The organism is Mesorhizobium shonense (assembly GCF_040545255.1).
GTDB lineage: Bacteria > Pseudomonadota > Alphaproteobacteria > Rhizobiales > Rhizobiaceae > Mesorhizobium > Mesorhizobium shonense.
Window position 1 is genome coordinate 239,590 of sequence record NZ_JBEPLM010000007.1, and the last position, 16,519, is coordinate 256,108.

Sequence of the window (16,519 nt, forward strand, 5' to 3'; positions counted from 1 at the left end):
GACGGGTCCGGCAACCCATCTACTCCGACTATGGACGCCGGCGGGCGGGCTGAGGTTATCGGATCGGCATGACGAAGGACGATCCTCCACGCGCCTTCTTCCCGCCGGAATATGATGGTGACCCGAGCGCAATCGGTACCAGTTTGTCGCCACCACCGACTTTGGATCGCAACCGCTCGATCTCGATGGTGTATCCCAAGTCCGCCGTCGCGTACTCGGAGATGCGCTCAAAGCCGGTGGCCTCGCCGTCCCGGTAATTGGTGGCAGCCCGTTCCATGGTCGCGGCGGCCTTTTCCCACCCCTTCGCCGGCGTCCGAACGGATTAGCGATAATGACGTCATCCCGTTGCGAATAGAGATCTTTCAGAGGTTCAGGATCGCCCTTCACGAAAGCATCTAAAGCGAGATGATCCTGCTCGAGGAGAACTCTATACGAAAAGCCGCCCCCCGCCCGCGAGCTTCAATCAGTTGCGCTCTCCGTGGCAAAATGGTCCCTGGCGGCGTTTGTCCTGGCACTGTTGGCTCTAATATTTTCGACGCTGACCGGCAACAGGTTGGAAGGACCATGAACGACCGGCAGTTTGCCATGATGAAGTCCCTGCTCGAAACAAGGCAAGTCATCGCCGAAGACGAGCCAAGGGAGCATCTCGCCGACCATGATATGTGCTTGAGGCTTCACGAGCGTCAAATCTTCGAGCGTGCAGGCAAAGATCGAGAGCTCTCGTGGGTTTTCGTAGGAGATCGGTGACCCGCATCGCCCGCAATGCGTGCGCTCGACACCATCCGATGACTCGTACGATATCGGCCTTCCCCGGGTGTAACGGAAGTGCGCCTTATCGATATTGAAAAACGTCACGAAAGCGCTAGAACTCTGACGCCGGCAGCTCTCGCAGTGGCAATGGACTACGTCGAACATTGGCCCCGTGAGTTCATAGCGGACATTCCCGCACATGCATCGGCCTTTCGTCGTCTGCGTGCCTTCCATGTCTAATGCTTCAGGCTTGGAATGTTCAGAGCTCATAGTAAGCCTCCTTAGTTGAGCCCCTGGGTAAACTCCCCCTGGGGTAAGCACGGCAGCGAATGGTGCCGGCACGAGCCATATCTGGCCGGAGCAGCGGTGGGTGAGTCCGAGCGTCACTGCTCGTCGACCCGCCTAGCACCCCCTAGCGCAACCCGCTTCGCTGGCCCAAGTCGCGCAGCAACTTCTCGTCATCGGGTCGCATCCTGTTTGCCCGAATGAACAACTCGTTGCCGTTTTCCGGGCTTTCGCTGTTGACCACCTGTGCCAACTGCTTCGCCTCGTCAGTCCGGCCGGCTGCGGTCAGCGCCAAGACCGCAACACGCCTCACATGGGCGTGAGCGTTGCGATGGAGCGTAGCGCGCAAGGCCCAGGCAGCAGCCTCGTCGGCTCTTCCGAGTCGCAGCAGGGAAATGGCGCGCACCGCCTGGTTAGGAGCGAGGAAGGGATCGAACGGCGACAGTTCTCTTGCATGGTCGGCTGCCTGGATGGCCATCCTGGCATCCCCTGAGTGGGCTTGGATAAAGGCTCGCGAGTAATGCCCGAAGGCATATGAAGGGCTGAGGACCGTGGCGCGCTCCAGAGCCTCGGCGGCTTCTTCGCGCGCACCGACGATCCAGAGCGCGCGCCCGAGAGCGCAATGCGCCGCGGGGTCGTATGGATCGACCGCCACCGCGCGGGCCGCAAGATCGTGAGCGAGCCGGCCTTCCGCGGAGAGATGCGACGGATCAAACAGATACGCTCTCAAAAAATGTGTAAACGATAGGCTCGCATAGGGACCTGCAAAGCGCGGGTCGAGGTCGATCGCCGCCTTGAACAGATCCTCGGCGACCGTATTGTCCTGGCCGGTGAACATGTGCATGTGCCCCAGGCCACGATGATAGGCCTGCCATGCGTCCAGCTCGTGAAGAGGCCGCCGGACCGCGATATTGCGCTCCGCGAGATTGACCTCGTCGGCGATCAGCGTTGCGATTTCGTCGGCCAGGGTCTGTCCGAACTGCGAGATGGATGCGAGAGGCCTCGAGAATATTTCGGAGAAAATCACATGGCCACCGGCGGCCGCGATCAACTCGACATCGACCCGAAGGGTCGCTCCATCCAGCGTGATGGTGCCGGCGCAGACATAGTCGCAGCGAAGCAGCCGGGCGGCCTTCAGGCTGTTCAGCCCGACCGACGACAAGGCCTGCAGTGAGTTCGCCGCGATGACGAAGACGGTTCGCAGTCGGGCAAGGTCGCGGATGATGTCCCGCAGCAACCCGTCCCTCAAGACGTGGAGGTGCCGGGAAGCGATGTCCTCGAGCGCAAACGGCAGCACCGCGACCGCCGGCCTGTCGCGCCCGGAGGTGCGAACCGGCTGCGCTTCGGCCGATCGTGCCGACCCCACAAGAGGCACCGTCGACCTGCTTTCATCGACCAACAAGTCGAAAGCGCTCTGCAACGATCGTTCGCCGGGCAGATCCGCATCGGCGTGGGGTGTTACAAGCGTATCGAGCTGAGTTTCCGGTGAGGGACTTCGCTGCCCGAAGTCTTGTGCCACTGCTTGAGGTTCTACACTGGTGGCGCCGCGACCCTTTGCTTCGTCCTGCGATTGCAGCGTGAGCATGTAGCCGCGCTTTGCAACCGTCTTGATCAGAGCTGCCCCGTCGTCGCCAAGGACGTTTCGAAGGTCGCGGATCGTCTGTGTCAATGCGTCATCGGTTACGACGAGCCCCTTCCACACGACCTCGAATATCTGATCCCGGCTCACCACGCGGTTTGCGTGCTCAACGAGAAATACCAACAGCGAAAACGTCCTCGCGCGGACATCAACGGGTCTGCCCTTGTCCAAAAGGAGACCCCGCTCCCGGTCGAAGGCGCATGCGCCAAGCCGGATGGTGGCCCTGTCGCGATTATCGGCCTCTCCCAACGGCGTCTCCCTTGAAGAGCGCGCCCTACAATAGCGTAGCTAGGCATATTAGGAAATTCGCAACTATAACCCATCGTGACCTTGGCGCGATCCAATTTCATCTCGATTTCGGAAATGTTTCCGCTGGGTATCAGGCCTGGCGCTGAAAGCTCGCCTAGTCTCCACCTGCCGCCCATGAAAAGGCGGCTAGATAGGAGAGAACGCCATGGCCACCATCGAATTCCCCCACAGCGCGGCGGCGGGACGCAAGGAGAGCCGTGCTGTCCATTGCCTTTTGGCGCTTCTGCACGGAAGCGCTGCTGCCGTTCTGTGGCTACCGCGCTTTTGGGTACAACGCAGGCAGCTTGCGGTCCTCGCGTCGATGAGCACTCGCGAGCTCCTGGATATCGGCCTGAACACCTGCGACATCGCCAACGCCCTCGCGCAGCGAAATGACCAGGACCCGACAGTGTATCTGGCAAATGTCGTCCGCGAGCGCAGGTTGCGCAGGCAGGCTTAGGGCATTGGTCAAAGACTTGAACATCCATCCGGCCTGGCACTGCGGATCGAGACCGCTTCCGCGCCAACTGCGCTTAAACTTGCTGGTTGAACCGCTACCGGCGCAGTGTCGTGTGTTGGCCGCCGGTGGTTCGCGCCGGGAACGGCGGAAGCGCCGTGAGCGCCCTGGTGTTTCCCATTGTGGCAGGAAACCAATGGCTCATTACGTGTTACTGTCGAATTTCACAGATCAAGGCATCAGGACCATAAGGGACACTCAGAAGCGTGCTGAGGCCTTCAAAGAGAAGGCGAGCAAAAGCGGGGTCAAGATTCACACCCTGTTGTGGACGCAGGGCAAGTATGACGTCGTGGTGGTTGCCGAAGCAGAGGACGACATTGGCGCGACCGCGCTAGGCTTATCAATCGCATCGATGGGCAACATCAGAACCGAGATGCTGAGGGCGTTCGACTCTGCAGATATGGGCAAGATACTGGCCAAAATGGCCTGACGGCTGCTTCACCGACGCGTTGGTCGAGGTCTGCGCTGGGCCGGGGCGCTCGGCGCACACCTCGACTAGGGATGTCTCGTCACGTCAGATCATCGCAGCCCGATAGCGGATCATGCACGCAGCAGGCGCTTGAAAAAGCCGCTTATCCCGTTTGGTTAGGGACCACAACATGTTGCGAAGGATGGACGAGGGAGTCCCTGCCCCCTCTTCCGGCATGGAGGGGATACAGTCGGCATGACAACATTTGCGAGCAATCCCCGGTAAATGGTATTCTCATATTAGAAGGGCGCATCATGCAGATTATCGACCATAGCCTTCAGCCGACTGAAGAGTGGCGTCCCGGGGTGTTGACCAAGATGCAGGTTTCTGCAGCCACCGACGCAGCCGCACTCTGCATATTTGAACAGTGGGTCGCACCGGGAGCTGGCACACCGTCTCACACCCATCCCGTCGAGGAAGTCTTGACCGTTCTGGAAGGTCGGGCCGAGCTTTGGTTGGGCGATGAAAGAACAACGGTGTCAACGGGACAATCCGTCATCGTGCCGGCTGGCAGCTGGCACGGGTTTCGCAATTCCGGAAGCGTGACATTGCACATGCAGGCTATATTGGCCGCGCCAGCCTTCGAGGCCTCATATAAGGAGCAGCCCGAAGTGATCACACGCTGGGCTACTGCAAAAGCCTAAGTCTGCCATCTGCGATGACGGCAACGGGTCGAGTTCAGAAATTCGAACTGAGACACACGTCGCCGAGACAGAGGGCCGTGAAATAAGGCAGGACTGTTGCCAACGAACGTTCGGCCCGAGTCGAGATGGCAATGCTCCTGCCATTTTAGCAAATGCTGGCCCGGAACCGTCTAGCGAGCCTGTGCGATCGAACTTGTGCCCCTCGGCGCGAAGAAGCACGTCCACCTGAATCTCTGATAGGCTTCGAACTTCATATGGGGAGTGATCGTTCGGTAAAACGTCATCAGACGCTCGCAGATATGGTACCGATCGTCCGGCGCGGCCTGGACACGCTCCCTGGGAATGAACCACTCTGCTTCTTGTGGCTCGTTCATGTAGGCGGGGCGAGGTAATCTGACGTAATAGCCGCCTTTGGTCTCCCTGACGACATCGGAATCGATAGGGTGGCAATCCTTGTTGCCGCAGCAATCATATTGAAGAACCGGGTCAGTCTTGCCGGTGTACCAATCGTGGGCGTTCGCATCGTTGGCTAAGACAAGCCACATCAATGCAATAGGTCTTTGGAACTGTCGCATGGATCAGCCTCTCGCGTTTGCATAGCATATTAGTAAATGCTAATCTATTAAATGAAGCCGCATCGCCCAGCGCGACATCCAACGGGTCACCTGGCTTGACCGCGAATGGTGTTGTGGACGATGACGACTTTCGGTCGCCGCCGGGAGCGGCTCTTCGATGCACTTGGTCAGCACTCGACAACGCGCTGGGCTCGCAACCCTGATGGCCACGGTTGCGGCGCTGGAGAGTGGTTCTGCGTTAGCGCATAGCGCTGATCGGACCTGGACCTATCCGCCAGCGTGCTGTCACGGCGATGCAGTCACCGGCGAATGTGACAGGATACCTGCCACGACAGTAACGCCCCGGCCAGATGGCTACGTCATCATCTTGCGGCCGGGCGATCACCGGAAAGTCACTCATCAGAACCGTTATTTCGTTCCCTACGACGTGGTGATTCCATCCGGTGATGACAATTTTCACATCTGCCTGCATCCCACCGAAGAAGACGGGAATTGCTTCTTCGCGCCGGTCGACGCGATGTGACTCTTTTCAGGCCTCTCGGAAGTCCTTGAGGGAGGAGTTGGCAAGGCTTCTCTCCATGGAGCGTGCGGCGCATTCGAAACAAGCAGTATTCGCAGCGGTGCCGTCCGGCCACCTTTCGGCATCCGAGGCAGCGCGGACCTGAGTCCGCATCGGGCGTCTCGAGGCGCGCTCTCCGTGGTCCGCGCCCATCGATGAAGCGAGCCGCCGCTCGGTGGCAATCGCCGAAGACGCGCGATCCCGATCCGCAGGCGCTGCTGGCCCATCCGAGTAAGCCGGCGCGGCCACTGCTCCTCACCTCCCCGTAAGCGCTGTGACGTGCAGAGGGGACTGCCGTCTAGTTCAGCACCCTCTGATCAATCTCCTCGACACTCCTTGTCCCCGTCAGCGCCATGGTGACGGAGAGCTCCTTGCGCAGGATCTCGATCGCTTTCGCCACGCCGGCCTCGCCGCCGGCGTCGAGGCCGTAGACGTAGGCGCGCCCGACCAGACAGGCGCGGGCGCCCAGCGCCAATGCGCGCATCACATCCTGGCCCGAGCGCACGCCGCCGTCGAACAGCACCTCCACCTCCGAGCCTACCGCTTCACGACACGAACCCAATACGGCGGATCGAAGTCGAGCCGGAGCCACAGAGCGAAGCTCAGGGCGGGCAATGCAACGATGGACGTCGAAAAGAAGGCGGGGCCGTCTGCCGAATCTGCAAAAAGAATAGCCCAAGCCGCACCCCCGCACTGCGCGTGCGAGCGTCAGGAAGCGTGAAAACACGCCCCCTTTGCGGGGCATAGATCGGGAGCGCCGATAAGCGCGGTATTGCGGCCCGCCGCCTTGGCCGCCAGGCTACCGCCGCCAGAAGTCACGGTGGGCAGCGAGAAGTTCGTCCTCAATTTCGGGGAAGGGGCCGTGAACCTCGATCTTCTTCTGCCCGGAGCCGAGCACAACGCGCGAGGGCAGGCTCATCGTCGGGTTTTCAGGATGGTCCCCAGTCAGCGCGAGAAGCTTGGTCTCCTCGAAGCCGTAGACCAGACGGCCGATATTCGCCCAGTAGAGCGTTCCGGTGCACATCGCGCAGGGCTCACCGGTTGAGACCAGCGTGCAGGTCCAGAGAAACTCCGGCGAATAGGCTTCCGCCGCGCGCCGCGCAAGTTCGGTCTCGGCGTGATGCACGGTGTCGATGTTGCCTTGGCGCATGAGGATCGCGTCGTCGGGGCCGACCAGCACCGCACCGAAGGGATGATGGCCATGCGCGGCAGCGTCGCGGGCAACAGCATCTGCCGCGAGTATGTGAGCGATCATCCGGTCGCGCGTCATATCAATACTCCTGTACTCCTGTGTGGCCGCCCCATGGAAATCCTCGCCTTGGATATAGCATATTAGCGAGCACTAATTCTATGACGGAAGTCGCATCGGCCGGCGCATAGGTCCAATCAGCCGTCCTCGGTGCTAGTTGGCTGACGGCCGCGCCTTTGCCGGGACGATGCAGGTCAGGCCCGGCTCAGCGCCGTCTTCGGCCGCGTGCAGGCACTGGAGATTGCCTTCCATGATGCCGCCTATGGAAACATTGTATGAGCGAGCCTCGGATAGACGCCGAGCGTTTCCTTAATCGTCTCGATGCCTTCGCCAGGATCGGCGCCACGCTTAAGGGAGGTGTCAACCGGCAGGCGCTTTCGCCGCAGGACCGGAGCGCGCGACGCCCTCTGACGGAGCTTAGTCCGGCACGAGGTTTCGGTGTTGCTCAGGACGCCATCGCCAACTTGTTCATTCGCGCGAAGGCAAGGTTCGCGTAGCCTTCAGACAACCTTTTGATTTACTTGCGGAAACGGTGGCGGCTGCGACGCTGGCGGTGCATCCGAATAGCGGAAGTGCGATCGGATCGGTCTGACGTTTATGAAACCACCGCCTAATTCATGGGGCGCCGATCTCACGAGTCAACGATCAGTCCGCGCAGGAAGCTTTCGGGCATCGTCGAACGGCGGAGAGGCTTCGCTTTCGCGTTCAGCCAGGAGGTTAAGGTCGGCGACGGGCAGTCGCGCCAGGGTCTTGTCCACGGCCTTGCCCCGCCACTCGTCGGGGTCGAGAACATACGTCGCCCACATGCCGTAGCGGGCAGCACGCGCGCTTGCCTGCGCAGCGAGATAGCCCGGGCGCCAGTCGGACGCCGTGACCCGTGCCCAGCCCGACTGAAGCATGAGAAGCGCGAGATCTTGCCCTGCCGCGGCGCAGAGACCAGTCAGCGCGGCCGCCCCGGCAGCGGACGTCGAGATCGTGCAGACAACCTGCCTGCGGCCAACAGCCCTTTTCAGCCACGCCTTTGCCAGCGCCCCGCAGGGGACCGGCTTGAGCACCGAACGCGACCCGTAGGCCGTTGGATCGAACGACCATTGTGCAGGCTCGCAACTGTCGATGCCAGCCAGCCGGACCATTACGGCTTCTCGCGGAAACCAAAGCGTGTGGCCGTCGATGACTGCAGCGCCGCCCGCGATTGTAGCGGCTCGTACCCGTGCGGGCCGAGCCTTGTTGCCCGCAGCGTCGGTGGCGCCGGCGAGACAAGGCGCGGCGATCGCCAGTTGCAACAGGACTAGGCCTGGCGTTGATATCCTCATTGGGCGCCTCGCTTGGCCTGCCTTGCGCGTGCAAGCAGAAAGGCAGGATGCTGGACGTCACCGAACTGCCAAAGGCCGGCATTTCTGTCGCGGGCCATCTGTTCGACGACGGCGTAGGGCGGGTATTGCGGGAGCCCGTCAGCCCTGACGGCTGCGAAGGCAAAGCCCGACGCGATGAGGAGATCGGCGAGATCGAGCCTGTCGGAACCGACGCTTGCCGAGCACGCGACATAGGTCGTGGCGGCACTCGTGAAAAGCACCGCGCAAGTCGGCCTTGTGTCGCGCACATAGGCGCCAAGCACCGCCAAGGAGGCTTCGCCGCAGTCCCGTCTCTTGCCGCTTCGGTCGGTATAGGTGCTTCCGCGCAGGCACGCCTGGACGCCGTAGAGGCGATAATGGCGCCCGTCCATGGTCCAGCTGTCGCCGGTCTCTAGCGTCACACCGGGCAGGAGCGTAAAGCTCGCGGAACCGGCTTCGCTGCTAAAGCCGGCCGAAACCGTGATTGCCAATATTGCTGTTCGGATTACGGCTTGAATTTTCATTGACCCTTGATCCTTGGGTCGGCCCACATGCCATAGCCGCTGCGGCCAATCTTTTCGGCCTCCATCAGTTCGGGACGGGCAGGGGAGCCGTCCGTCTTTCTGGCGATGCGGTGGCTGCCGAGGGAGACCAGTTGCTCCTCGAACATATCCACTGAATCGAGGCTTCCGGGAAAATTGTAGTAGCCATAACAGGTCGCATCCTGGACCTGCGCTTGCTGCTCGGCGAGGAATGCGCGGCACAGGATCACCCTTGGCGACTGCAAAAGGGTCGTCAGCCCATGCCTGGCAAAGTCCGAGCAGCTTCCGGTGTAATTTTCTTTGCGGTTCACCATGTCGCCGGCGCAAGGCTCTATGCCGAACAGGCGCAGCGACAGCTTTTGATCGACCCGGATCTCGGTCGCGGAGGCCGCCTTGTAGCCATTGGACGAGGCGTATCCTTTGCGATCCACAACCCTTGACTGGCCATCGTAGTATTCGACCACCAGCACCGTCTTGCCGGGCGTCGCAAGCGAACGGATGTAAGCCTTGTCGACAGGTGGCGCCGCGACGGCGGAGGAAGCCGCGGCAGCCGCGGCCATGCTGCCGAGGATCTTCAGACCAAAACGCATTTCATTGCCTTTCTGCTTGTTCGTTGTCGCGAGCTCTCTTGCTATTCCTGCTTGACATACCAGGTATCCTCGATCATTTTCCAATCAAATTGATTAGTCAATCTGTTTTCGCAGGAAAGGACCGGCAATGGCGCGCAGGCCGAAATTCGCAAAGGGCGCGAAGCTTGCAGCACTGTTGGCAGTGTGCCCCCTGGCGGCATTTGCCCTGCCGGCCGAGTCGGCCGAGAAACAGCTTATATTACCAGTTGTTAGACAAATTGAGGTCCAGCACGCTGACACCCGCGCAGCGCGGGACGATTATGTCCTGAAGGCTTCGGACACGAGCGCCAGCATCCAGCTGACCGGCGCAAGAGACGACCGAGAGCTCAGCTTCGCCCATCAATTTGATAATGCGGAAGACCGATCCAGCGTTAGCGCTAAGGACCAATCCCAGTCCGCAGGCTCCAATCAATTCGGTAACGTCCGTCCAACGCGGGCAATGTCGGGCACTGGCGCTCGCCCCGGCGCATGTGGCCCGTCCCCCTACGAGCCCGACCAGATCGCAGCGCTGGTGATAGCGGCCGCCAAGCGTCACCGGGTCGAGCAGTCGCTTGCGGTGGCGGTCGCCGCCGTCGAGAGCGATTTCGACCGAAATCGCAACTCACCCGCCGGTGCCCGGGGACCCATGCAGCTGATGCCGCAAACCGCGGCGCGGTTCGGCCTCGATGACCCGTGCGAGCCTGTCGCCAACATCGACGCCGGCGTACGCCATCTTGGAGAGCTGATCGAGGAGTTCCAGAACCCGATCCTTGCGGTGGCTGCCTACAATGCCGGCGAGGACCGCATCTATCAATATGGCGGCATCCCGCCCTTTTCCGAGACGGTCAGCTACGTCGCCAAGGTTCTGAACCATCAGCTTGGCATCTCGGTCCCGCGGCGCGCGAAGAACGGCTCACCTTACAAAGGATCCGCAGTTTCGCCTCTCGCCGATCGCGGGGTGATCACCCCTGACCGCCGCCGCCAGTGGGCGGGCGGGGTCATGCAGTTTTGAGCCGAAATTTTCCAAGGAGCGCTACCATGCAGCCAATCTCGAGTGCGACGCAAACGATGAGGGGGCGTGTTGTCCTCATCATCTGCCTCGGCGCGGCCTTCCACTTTGCCGGCGCGGATCTCGCTTTCGCCCAGGGTTCGGGTGGCGCCTTTGCGCCGCTCGAGACCGCGGTTCAGATGATCGTCGACTTCATCACCGGCCCGTTCGGCCGGCTGCTGGCGATCATCGCGGTGATCAGCCTTGGTTTCCTGGCTTTCGCGGGACGCCTGTCATGGTTCACGGCAGGCGCGGTCGTGCTCGGCATCGGCCTGGTTTTTGGGGCGCCGGCGATCGTCGACCAGATGATCTCGGCCGTCGGTCAATAGGTGGCCTGAGAGAATGACCGACGAAAAACCGACCCTGACGCCGCTGGTGATTGGTCTGACGCGGCCGCCAATGATGTGGGGCATTCCCTTGAATGCATTCTACATCATCGTGGGCGTCACGCTGATTGCCTTCCTGGTGACCGCGAGCTTCTGGTCGGCGTCAATCGCACCTTTTGTCTATCTCACGCTGTTTGGCTTCTGCAGCCGAGACATTCGCATCCTCGACCTTGCCCAGGTTGCCGGCCGCCGCACGCCGCGGACGCCGAACCGGCTCTTCTGGCGCACGAATTCCTACGGACCATGACCATGTTGAACATCGTTGCCGAAGAGCTGGGTTTTGGCCGGGAGAGCCGGCGCGATCGCGCGATTGTCGCCCACATTCCCTATACGCGCCATCTTGCCGACACCGTGATTGGCCTGGAAAGCGGCGCGATCGCAAGCGTGATCAAGCTTGATGGCCTGTTTTTCCAGACGCAGGACCAGGCCGAGCTCAATATGCGCGCAAGCGTGCAGAACACGATGATCCGCGCGCTTGGATCCAGCCGCTATTCGCTGTGGTCAACGATCATCCGCAGCCGGATCGACCCGGCGATCGCGGGCGCGTTCACCGATCCGTTCTGCGCATTGCTCGACCAGCGCTACATGGCGCAGCTGCGCGCCAAGCACATGTTCAACAACGAGCTCTACCTGACCATCGTGCGTGCTGGCATGCGCGGTGCGCTTGGCGTGGCGGAGGCCGTCTCGAGAGTGCTCGACAGGACCTCCGGCGCCGCGGTCGCGGAGCGCCGGCTCCAGGAACGTGTCGCCGAACTCGAGGAAGTCGCCGGCAACGTCGTGCGGGAGCTTCAAAGCTATGGCGCGCGTGCCCTCGGCATCATCTATCGCGGTGGCGACCCCTATTCGGAGCCGTGCGCGTTCTTCAATGCGATCCTGAACTGCGGTGTCTCGCAGCCGATGCGCCTGCCGCGCATGGGCATCGCAAGCTACGTCGGATCCTCGCGTCTGCATTTTTCCCGGCGCGTGATGCAGGCGCAGGGTCCAACCCGGTCCGACAACCGTTTCGGCGCCATGCTGTCGATCAAGGAATATCCGCCGTTTTCGGCTCCCGGCATGCTCGACGGCCTGTTGCAGGCCGAGCATGAGTTCATTTGCACCCAGTCGTTCACGCTGGCCGACAAGCCGATCGCGCAGGAGCGCATTTCACGGCTGCAGCGACAGATCCAGGCCTCGGACGAGGCCGGCAGCACGGTGGAAACCGACATCGACTTCGCTTTCGACAGCCTCGTCAATCAGGAGGCGGTTTTCGGCTATCACCATTTCAGCCTGCTGTGCGTCTCGCGCGACCTGGCGGGCCTCGACAAGACGATCGCCGAACTCGGCTCCTGCCTTACCGACATGAACATCAACTGGCTGCGCGAAGACCTCAATCTGGAGGCTTCGTTCTGGGCGCAGCTGCCGGGCAACCACGCCTACATTGCCCGACGCGCGATGCTTTCGAGCGCGAACTTCTCCGGCTTCTCGTCGATGCACAACTTCGCCACCGGCGCGGTGGATAGGCTTCACTGGGGACTGCCGATCTCCATCCTCGAGACGACCTCGCAGACGCCTTACCATTTCAACTTCCATCAGCGCGATATCGGTCACTTCCTGGTCACGGGTCCGACCGGGTCCGGCAAGACCGTGGTGCTGACTTTCCTGCTTGCTCAGGCCTTCCGCATAAGGCCGGAGCCGAAGGCTGTCTTCTTCGACAAGGACCGCGGCGCCGAGATCTTCATCCGCGCCGTCGGCGGCGCCTATGAGGAACTTCAGCCGGGCGTGCCGACCGGGTTCAATCCGCTTCAGCTCGAGGACAATCCGGTCAATCGCGAGTTTCTCTCGCGGCTCATGAAAGCCATGCTGCAGCCGGCCGGCGAGGGCGGGTTCACCCAGGACGAGGAGGACACGCTTGAGCGCGCGATCGCCCGTATCGGGCGCGAGCCCCTCGAGCAGCGCACGCTTTCCAATCTCTCAGGCCTTTTGATGGGCCGTTCGCGCGCCGACGCCAACGATCTGCAGTCGCGGCTGAGGCCCTGGTTCGAAGGCGAGAAAGCCTGGCTCTTCAATGCCGATCGCGACGTCCTTTCCTTCTCGGGCCGGCGGATCTTCGGCTTCGACATGACCCACATACTGGACAATCGCGAGGTGCGGACGCCGGCGCTGATGTATCTCTACCATCGCCTGGACGAGCTTTTGACCGGCGAACCCGTCCTGATCTTCATGGACGAAGGCTGGAAGCTCCTTCAGGACCCGACCTTTTGCGCCTTCATCGTCGACAAGATGAAGACGATCCGCAAGCTGAACGGCATCGTCGGCTTTGGCACACAGTCGGCTGCCGATATCGCCCGCGCGGCACAGGCGCACACGCTGATCGAGCAGTCGGCGACCAACATTCATTTTCCCAATCCTCGCGCCGACGAGGAAAGCTACATCGGACGCTTTGGGCTGACGGCCAAGGAATTCGGCTTCATCAGGAACACGCCGCCCGAGCGGCGGACATTCCTCATCAAGCACGGCAACGATTCCGTCATTGCGCGGCTCGATCTTTCGGCGATGCCCGACATCGTCAAGGTGCTGTCCGGCCGCAAGGAGACCGTCGAGGCGTGTGCAGCGCTGCGTGCGCGCCTTGGCGAAGAGCCTGAGCGATGGCTCTCCGAGTTCTGTGGATGGGGAGAGGCGACATGATCAGGCGGTTCCCCATTCTCTTCAGCCTGCTTTGGTCGCCGGCGCTTGCCGATGTCGCGACGATCGACGGCACCGTGCTCGATCCACGCCAGCAGCGCGACAAAACCGCGACGCAACTCGATCGGATCGATCGTGACCGGTACGGCAAAAGCCAGGGCATCACGTGCGCCCTCTACCGGCCTGGCCGCAAGAACGATTCGGTCGCGGCCGCCAGGGCCAATCCGACGATCGCGGGGCTGGTGCGACGCATCGCCCGGGAGGATGGGATCGACGAGAACCAGTTCCTGGCGCTCGTCTATCAGGAAAGCCGCTTCAATCCTTGCGCCAAGTCCGGCGCCGGGGCTCTCGGTCTTTCGCAGCTTATGCCGGGCACCGCCGGCGATCTCGGCGTCAATCCTTACGACATCGAGCAGAACCTGCGCGGTGGCGCACGATACTTCAAGCAGCAGCTGCGGCTCTTCAACGGCAATGTTGCGCTGGCGCTCGCGGCCTATAATGCCGGGGCGGGCAACGTTCAGAAATACGGCGGCATCCCGCCGTTTCGCGAGACACAGGGCTACGTTGCCAGCATCACCCACAAATGGTTGCCGGCATTCGGCGGATCGGACAAGTCCGGGATACCGCTGAGCTATGGCGGCGGAAGCGCTGCGTTCGAGGCCGCGCGCGACTCTTCGTTCAACGCCATGGGGCTGACGGCGGCAATGGCCGACGGCTCCGGCGATGTGCGCTCCTGGCTCGAGCAGCTCGGCGCTGTCACCACCGGCACGGTCCAGGACAGCTGGGATCAAAACAGCGGCGCGCGCAACGCAAACATCGAAATGCTGAACCGGCTCATCCTGCTCGGCACCGCCTTCGCGGACCTCACCAATTCGCGCAATGCGCTGTCGCTGAGCGACATCTCCGGATCCAGCCGATCCGGAGGCTACGGAGGCGCTTCGCGGCCCCCCGGCAAGGATTGCGCCCGGAACGCAGGGGCCAGGACCACTACCGAGCGGCCTTGCACCACCGGGAGCGACGGCGAAACCGCACTGCAGCTCACACCCCAATGAAGGAGGAAATCATGAGACGGATATCTGCCGCGGTATTGGCAACCATGGCCGCGCTGTCGCCGGCAAGGGCCGACATGCCTGTCATCGACAAGACCAACTATGCCGTGGCGCGCAAGACCGCCGACACCACGGCAAAAATCCTCGACACCAACAAGGACGTGCTGGCGACGGTAGAGAAGACGCTTCAAGCCGTGACGGGCGATCGCGGCGGCGACGCCGGCTCGCTCAAGGATCTGGCGATCGGCAATGGGTTCAGCGTCTCGTCGGTTCCTTCATTCGACAAGCTGCTCAAAGACGGCATGCCGGACTTCGGTGCGATGAACGGCAACGTCGCTGAAGCCGCATCGACATTCATCAACGGCCTGAAGCTGGTCAGGTCGCTTTCGGGCAAGGAAGGCAGCGGACTGGCGAGCGACAAGTCCTACGAAGAGCTGATGCGCACCGTGCTCGGCGTCGCCGCGATGATCAACGGCTCCAGGCAGGCGGTCGAGACACGCCGGGCCGCGCTGGAAGGTGCCGGCCAGGGCATCGGCCAGGCAACCGACGTCAAGGGGTCGATCGATCAGAACACGCAATTGCAGGTACAGACGGGCCTGACGCTGAACGAGATGATTGGCGTGCTCGGCGCCGGCGTGCAATCGCTGCAGGCCGAAAACCAGCGGCGCCTGACCGACATCTCGAACACGCGCAAGGCTTTGACCTACGAATGAGACACCGCCACGCAATTCTGATTGCGGGTGCGGCGGCCGTGGTCGCTGTTTCGGGCTGTGGCACGCCAAGGGAGAAGACCGCGCCCTGCAAGCGGCCCGCTGTTCTGTCGAGCTACGCCGTAGCCGACGAATGCGGCCCGATGAAACAGGTCAATGACATGCGCGCCGAGGAAGCCATCCGGGCACTTCAGGCCGGGCAGGATAGCGATGGATGATTTCATCGGCGCGCTTCTTGAGCGGATCGACGCTTCCGGCGAGAATTTCTCGCAGCGCGCGTTCGAGGCGCTGAGCGCGGACATCGAGCCGCTGCTGCGCGTTCTGTTCGTGCTTGCGGTCCTGCTCTACGGGGTCCAGCTGGTGCTCGGCACGTCGCGCCTGAGCGCTGCCGAGATCATCGGCCGGCTCGTCCGCGTCTTCGCGATCCTGATCCTGGTCGGCAAATGGGCCGACTTCAACACGCTCATCTACGACTGGCTGACGAAGGTCCCGGAAGCGGCCGGGCGAGCGATCCTGGCCGCTTCGGCGACTGGCATGACCGAGCCCACAAATGGGTTGTCGCAGATCTGGAAGACAGCCAATGTCGCAAGCTCCGCCTTTGCCGAGCAGGCTGGCTATCTCTCGGTGCTGCCGGCTCTGGTCGGCCTGATCATCATGGTGTTTGCCGGCCTGTTCGTGGCGATCGCGCTTGGCATCCTGGTGCTCGCCAAAGTCATCTTGTGGGTATTGCTCGGCACCGCGCCGATCTTCATCAGTTGCATGTTCTTCAATGCCACGCGCAGCTATGCGCTTGGCTGGCTGAACCAGTCGCTGCTTTATGCGCTGATCCCGCTCTTCGTCTATGTGATCGCCGCATTCCTGATTGCGGCCATGCAGCCCGAGTTGACCAAGATCGATCAGATCTCCGGCAGCCGCGAGCTCAAGCTCAGCGATTTCGCGGCTTTCATCATGCTGTGCATCGCAGGCGCTTTCGTGCTGTTCCAGGTGCAGTCGCTGGCCCAAGGCATTGTCGGTGCATTCGGCACACCGGTCGGACATGAGGCGCGGCGCCAGGCTTATCGCGGCCTCGCCTTGGGCCGCGCGGCAGTAACCTGGTCCGCCGGCACCAACGCCGCCGCGCATCGGGCGCAGGCGCGCTTGTCGTCGGCCTCGTCATCTTCAGGAAGCGCCATGCAACGAGCGATCGTTTCGCAGGGAACGCCGAAATAG

The 16,519-nt window shown here is 62.0% G+C and carries 20 protein-coding genes and 2 pseudogenes; 12 read left to right on the plus strand and 10 right to left on the minus strand.

What is annotated here, in order from left to right:
- Positions 1–55: 55 nt before the first annotated feature.
- The 3 genes from ABID26_RS19850 to ABID26_RS19860 all read right to left on the minus strand — a co-directional run bounded on the left by ABID26_RS19850 (position 56) and on the right by ABID26_RS19860 (position 2,923).
- Positions 56–277, minus strand: a complete 222-nt coding sequence (locus tag ABID26_RS19850) for a hypothetical protein (RefSeq protein ID WP_245460223.1) — start codon at positions 275–277, stop codon at positions 56–58.
- 182 nt (positions 278–459) lie between these two features.
- The gene (locus ABID26_RS19855) at positions 460–1,020 is read right to left on the minus strand and encodes a GFA family protein (RefSeq protein ID WP_354416073.1); all 561 of its coding nucleotides are present in this window, start codon (positions 1,018–1,020) and stop codon (positions 460–462) included.
- Between the two features lie 142 nt (positions 1,021–1,162).
- A complete protein-coding gene (locus ABID26_RS19860; protein ID WP_354416074.1) occupies positions 1,163–2,923 on the minus strand; it encodes a winged helix-turn-helix domain-containing protein in 1,761 nt (586 codons plus the stop codon).
- 205 nt (positions 2,924–3,128) lie between these two features.
- Here ABID26_RS19860 and ABID26_RS19865 point away from each other — a divergent pair, with 205 nt between their 5' ends.
- The 4 genes from ABID26_RS19865 (at position 3,129) to ABID26_RS19880 (ending at position 5,690) form a co-directional block, all read left to right on the plus strand.
- The gene (locus ABID26_RS19865) at positions 3,129–3,422 is read left to right on the plus strand and encodes a DUF1127 domain-containing protein (protein WP_126098333.1); all 294 of its coding nucleotides are present in this window, start codon (positions 3,129–3,131) and stop codon (positions 3,420–3,422) included.
- A 193-nt stretch (positions 3,423–3,615) separates the two neighbouring features.
- The gene (locus tag ABID26_RS19870; protein WP_126098334.1) at positions 3,616–3,909 is read left to right on the plus strand and encodes a GYD domain-containing protein; all 294 of its coding nucleotides are present in this window, start codon (positions 3,616–3,618) and stop codon (positions 3,907–3,909) included.
- A 293-nt stretch (positions 3,910–4,202) separates the two neighbouring features.
- Entirely contained in the window at positions 4,203–4,592 is a 390-nt protein-coding gene (locus tag ABID26_RS19875) for a cupin domain-containing protein (protein WP_126098335.1), read from the plus strand.
- A gap of 732 nt (positions 4,593–5,324) precedes the next feature.
- The gene (locus ABID26_RS19880; RefSeq protein WP_145965072.1) at positions 5,325–5,690 is read left to right on the plus strand and encodes a hypothetical protein; all 366 of its coding nucleotides are present in this window, start codon (positions 5,325–5,327) and stop codon (positions 5,688–5,690) included.
- Between the two features lie 334 nt (positions 5,691–6,024).
- Here the strand turns inward: ABID26_RS19880 and ABID26_RS19885 are convergent.
- From ABID26_RS19885 to ABID26_RS19895, 3 genes and pseudogenes are all read right to left on the minus strand, one after another.
- Positions 6,025–6,291: pseudogene (locus ABID26_RS19885) on the minus strand (alpha-hydroxy-acid oxidizing protein); the annotation flags it as partial.
- On the minus strand, positions 6,264–6,341 hold the full coding sequence (locus ABID26_RS19890) for a hypothetical protein (protein ID WP_245460325.1): 78 nt from the start codon (positions 6,339–6,341) through the stop codon (positions 6,264–6,266). The gene ABID26_RS19890 and the pseudogene ABID26_RS19885, both read right to left, overlap by 28 nt.
- Positions 6,342–6,525: 184 nt before the next feature.
- Positions 6,526–6,996 (minus strand): nucleoside deaminase, encoded by a 471-nt coding sequence (locus ABID26_RS19895; protein WP_292344575.1) that lies wholly within the window; start codon positions 6,994–6,996, stop codon positions 6,526–6,528.
- A gap of 254 nt (positions 6,997–7,250) precedes the next feature.
- Between ABID26_RS19895 and ABID26_RS19900 the strand changes: the two are divergent.
- A pseudogene (locus ABID26_RS19900) lies at positions 7,251–7,451 on the plus strand (Zn-dependent hydrolase); the annotation flags it as partial.
- A gap of 162 nt (positions 7,452–7,613) precedes the next feature.
- On the opposite strand, the gene ABID26_RS19905 reads toward ABID26_RS19900, so the two are convergent.
- Genes ABID26_RS19905 through ABID26_RS19915 form a run of 3 tightly spaced genes read right to left on the minus strand, consistent with a single transcriptional unit; the run spans position 7,614 to position 9,408 of the window.
- A complete protein-coding gene (locus tag ABID26_RS19905) occupies positions 7,614–8,258 on the minus strand; it encodes a thermonuclease family protein (RefSeq protein WP_354416075.1) in 645 nt (214 codons plus the stop codon).
- 26 nt (positions 8,259–8,284) lie between these two features.
- Positions 8,285–8,830 carry a thermonuclease family protein gene (locus ABID26_RS19910; RefSeq protein WP_354416076.1) on the minus strand — a complete coding sequence of 182 codons (546 nt, stop codon included), beginning with the start codon at positions 8,828–8,830 and terminating at the stop codon, positions 8,285–8,287.
- Positions 8,827–9,408, minus strand: coding sequence for a hypothetical protein (locus ABID26_RS19915; RefSeq protein ID WP_354416170.1), 582 nt, complete (start codon positions 9,406–9,408; stop codon positions 8,827–8,829). Before ABID26_RS19915 ends, ABID26_RS19910 begins: the two co-directional genes overlap by 4 nt.
- Positions 9,409–9,565: 157 nt before the next feature.
- Between ABID26_RS19915 and ABID26_RS19920 the strand changes: the two genes are divergently transcribed.
- The 6 genes from ABID26_RS19920 to ABID26_RS19945 are packed head-to-tail and all read left to right on the plus strand — an operon-like array spanning position 9,566 to position 15,313.
- Positions 9,566–10,468, plus strand: coding sequence for a lytic transglycosylase domain-containing protein (locus ABID26_RS19920; protein WP_354416077.1), 903 nt, complete (start codon positions 9,566–9,568; stop codon positions 10,466–10,468).
- A gap of 56 nt (positions 10,469–10,524) precedes the next feature.
- A complete protein-coding gene (locus ABID26_RS19925; protein ID WP_354416172.1) occupies positions 10,525–10,833 on the plus strand; it encodes a TrbC/VirB2 family type IV secretion system protein in 309 nt (102 codons plus the stop codon).
- Between the two features lie 13 nt (positions 10,834–10,846).
- The gene (locus ABID26_RS19930; protein WP_126098341.1) at positions 10,847–11,137 is read left to right on the plus strand and encodes a VirB3 family type IV secretion system protein; all 291 of its coding nucleotides are present in this window, start codon (positions 10,847–10,849) and stop codon (positions 11,135–11,137) included.
- Between the two features lie 2 nt (positions 11,138–11,139).
- Positions 11,140–13,554, plus strand: coding sequence for a VirB4 family type IV secretion/conjugal transfer ATPase (locus tag ABID26_RS19935; protein ID WP_354416078.1), 2,415 nt, complete (start codon positions 11,140–11,142; stop codon positions 13,552–13,554).
- Positions 13,551–14,603: a lytic transglycosylase domain-containing protein gene (locus ABID26_RS19940; RefSeq protein ID WP_354416079.1), complete on the plus strand. Its 1,053-nt coding sequence runs from the start codon at positions 13,551–13,553 to the stop codon at positions 14,601–14,603. The genes ABID26_RS19935 and ABID26_RS19940 overlap by 4 nt, the downstream gene beginning before the upstream one ends.
- An 11-nt stretch (positions 14,604–14,614) precedes the next feature.
- Positions 14,615–15,313: a type IV secretion system protein gene (locus ABID26_RS19945; RefSeq protein WP_354416080.1), complete on the plus strand. Its 699-nt coding sequence runs from the start codon at positions 14,615–14,617 to the stop codon at positions 15,311–15,313.
- On the opposite strand, the gene ABID26_RS19950 is transcribed toward ABID26_RS19945, so the two are convergent.
- Positions 15,304–15,534 (minus strand): hypothetical protein, encoded by a 231-nt coding sequence (locus tag ABID26_RS19950; protein ID WP_354416081.1) that lies wholly within the window; start codon positions 15,532–15,534, stop codon positions 15,304–15,306. The genes ABID26_RS19945 and ABID26_RS19950 overlap by 10 nt on opposite strands.
- Here ABID26_RS19950 and ABID26_RS19955 point away from each other — a divergent pair.
- Positions 15,521–16,519, plus strand: coding sequence for a TrbL/VirB6 family protein (locus ABID26_RS19955; protein ID WP_354416082.1), 999 nt, complete (start codon positions 15,521–15,523; stop codon positions 16,517–16,519). The two genes, ABID26_RS19950 and ABID26_RS19955, sit on opposite strands and share 14 nt — an antisense overlap.

What these genes read in the sequence shown, in the direction of transcription:
- ABID26_RS19850 (WP_245460223.1), bottom strand. Translation starts at nt 277, where the DNA reads ATGGAACGGGCTGCCACCAATTACCGGGACGGCGAGGCCACCGGCTTT.
- ABID26_RS19855 (WP_354416073.1), bottom strand. Translation starts at nt 1,020, where the DNA reads ATGAGCTCTGAACATTCCAAGCCTGAAGCATTAGACATGGAAGGCACG.
- ABID26_RS19865 (WP_126098333.1), top strand. Translation starts at nt 3,129, where the DNA reads ATGGCCACCATCGAATTCCCCCACAGCGCGGCGGCGGGACGCAAGGAG.
- ABID26_RS19870 (WP_126098334.1), top strand. Translation starts at nt 3,616, where the DNA reads ATGGCTCATTACGTGTTACTGTCGAATTTCACAGATCAAGGCATCAGG.
- ABID26_RS19875 (WP_126098335.1), top strand. Translation starts at nt 4,203, where the DNA reads ATGCAGATTATCGACCATAGCCTTCAGCCGACTGAAGAGTGGCGTCCC.
- ABID26_RS19880 (WP_145965072.1), top strand. Translation starts at nt 5,325, where the DNA reads ATGCACTTGGTCAGCACTCGACAACGCGCTGGGCTCGCAACCCTGATG.
- ABID26_RS19895 (WP_292344575.1), bottom strand. Translation starts at nt 6,996, where the DNA reads ATGACGCGCGACCGGATGATCGCTCACATACTCGCGGCAGATGCTGTT.
- ABID26_RS19910 (WP_354416076.1), bottom strand. Translation starts at nt 8,830, where the DNA reads ATGAAAATTCAAGCCGTAATCCGAACAGCAATATTGGCAATCACGGTT.
- ABID26_RS19915 (WP_354416170.1), bottom strand. Translation starts at nt 9,408, where the DNA reads ATGGCCGCGGCTGCCGCGGCTTCCTCCGCCGTCGCGGCGCCACCTGTC.
- ABID26_RS19920 (WP_354416077.1), top strand. Translation starts at nt 9,566, where the DNA reads ATGGCGCGCAGGCCGAAATTCGCAAAGGGCGCGAAGCTTGCAGCACTG.
- ABID26_RS19925 (WP_354416172.1), top strand. Translation starts at nt 10,525, where the DNA reads ATGAGGGGGCGTGTTGTCCTCATCATCTGCCTCGGCGCGGCCTTCCAC.
- ABID26_RS19930 (WP_126098341.1), top strand. Translation starts at nt 10,847, where the DNA reads ATGACCGACGAAAAACCGACCCTGACGCCGCTGGTGATTGGTCTGACG.
- ABID26_RS19935 (WP_354416078.1), top strand. Translation starts at nt 11,140, where the DNA reads ATGTTGAACATCGTTGCCGAAGAGCTGGGTTTTGGCCGGGAGAGCCGG.
- ABID26_RS19940 (WP_354416079.1), top strand. Translation starts at nt 13,551, where the DNA reads ATGATCAGGCGGTTCCCCATTCTCTTCAGCCTGCTTTGGTCGCCGGCG.
- ABID26_RS19945 (WP_354416080.1), top strand. Translation starts at nt 14,615, where the DNA reads ATGAGACGGATATCTGCCGCGGTATTGGCAACCATGGCCGCGCTGTCG.
- ABID26_RS19955 (WP_354416082.1), top strand. Translation starts at nt 15,521, where the DNA reads ATGGATGATTTCATCGGCGCGCTTCTTGAGCGGATCGACGCTTCCGGC.
- ABID26_RS19950 (WP_354416081.1), bottom strand. Translation starts at nt 15,534, where the DNA reads ATGAAATCATCCATCGCTATCCTGCCCGGCCTGAAGTGCCCGGATGGC.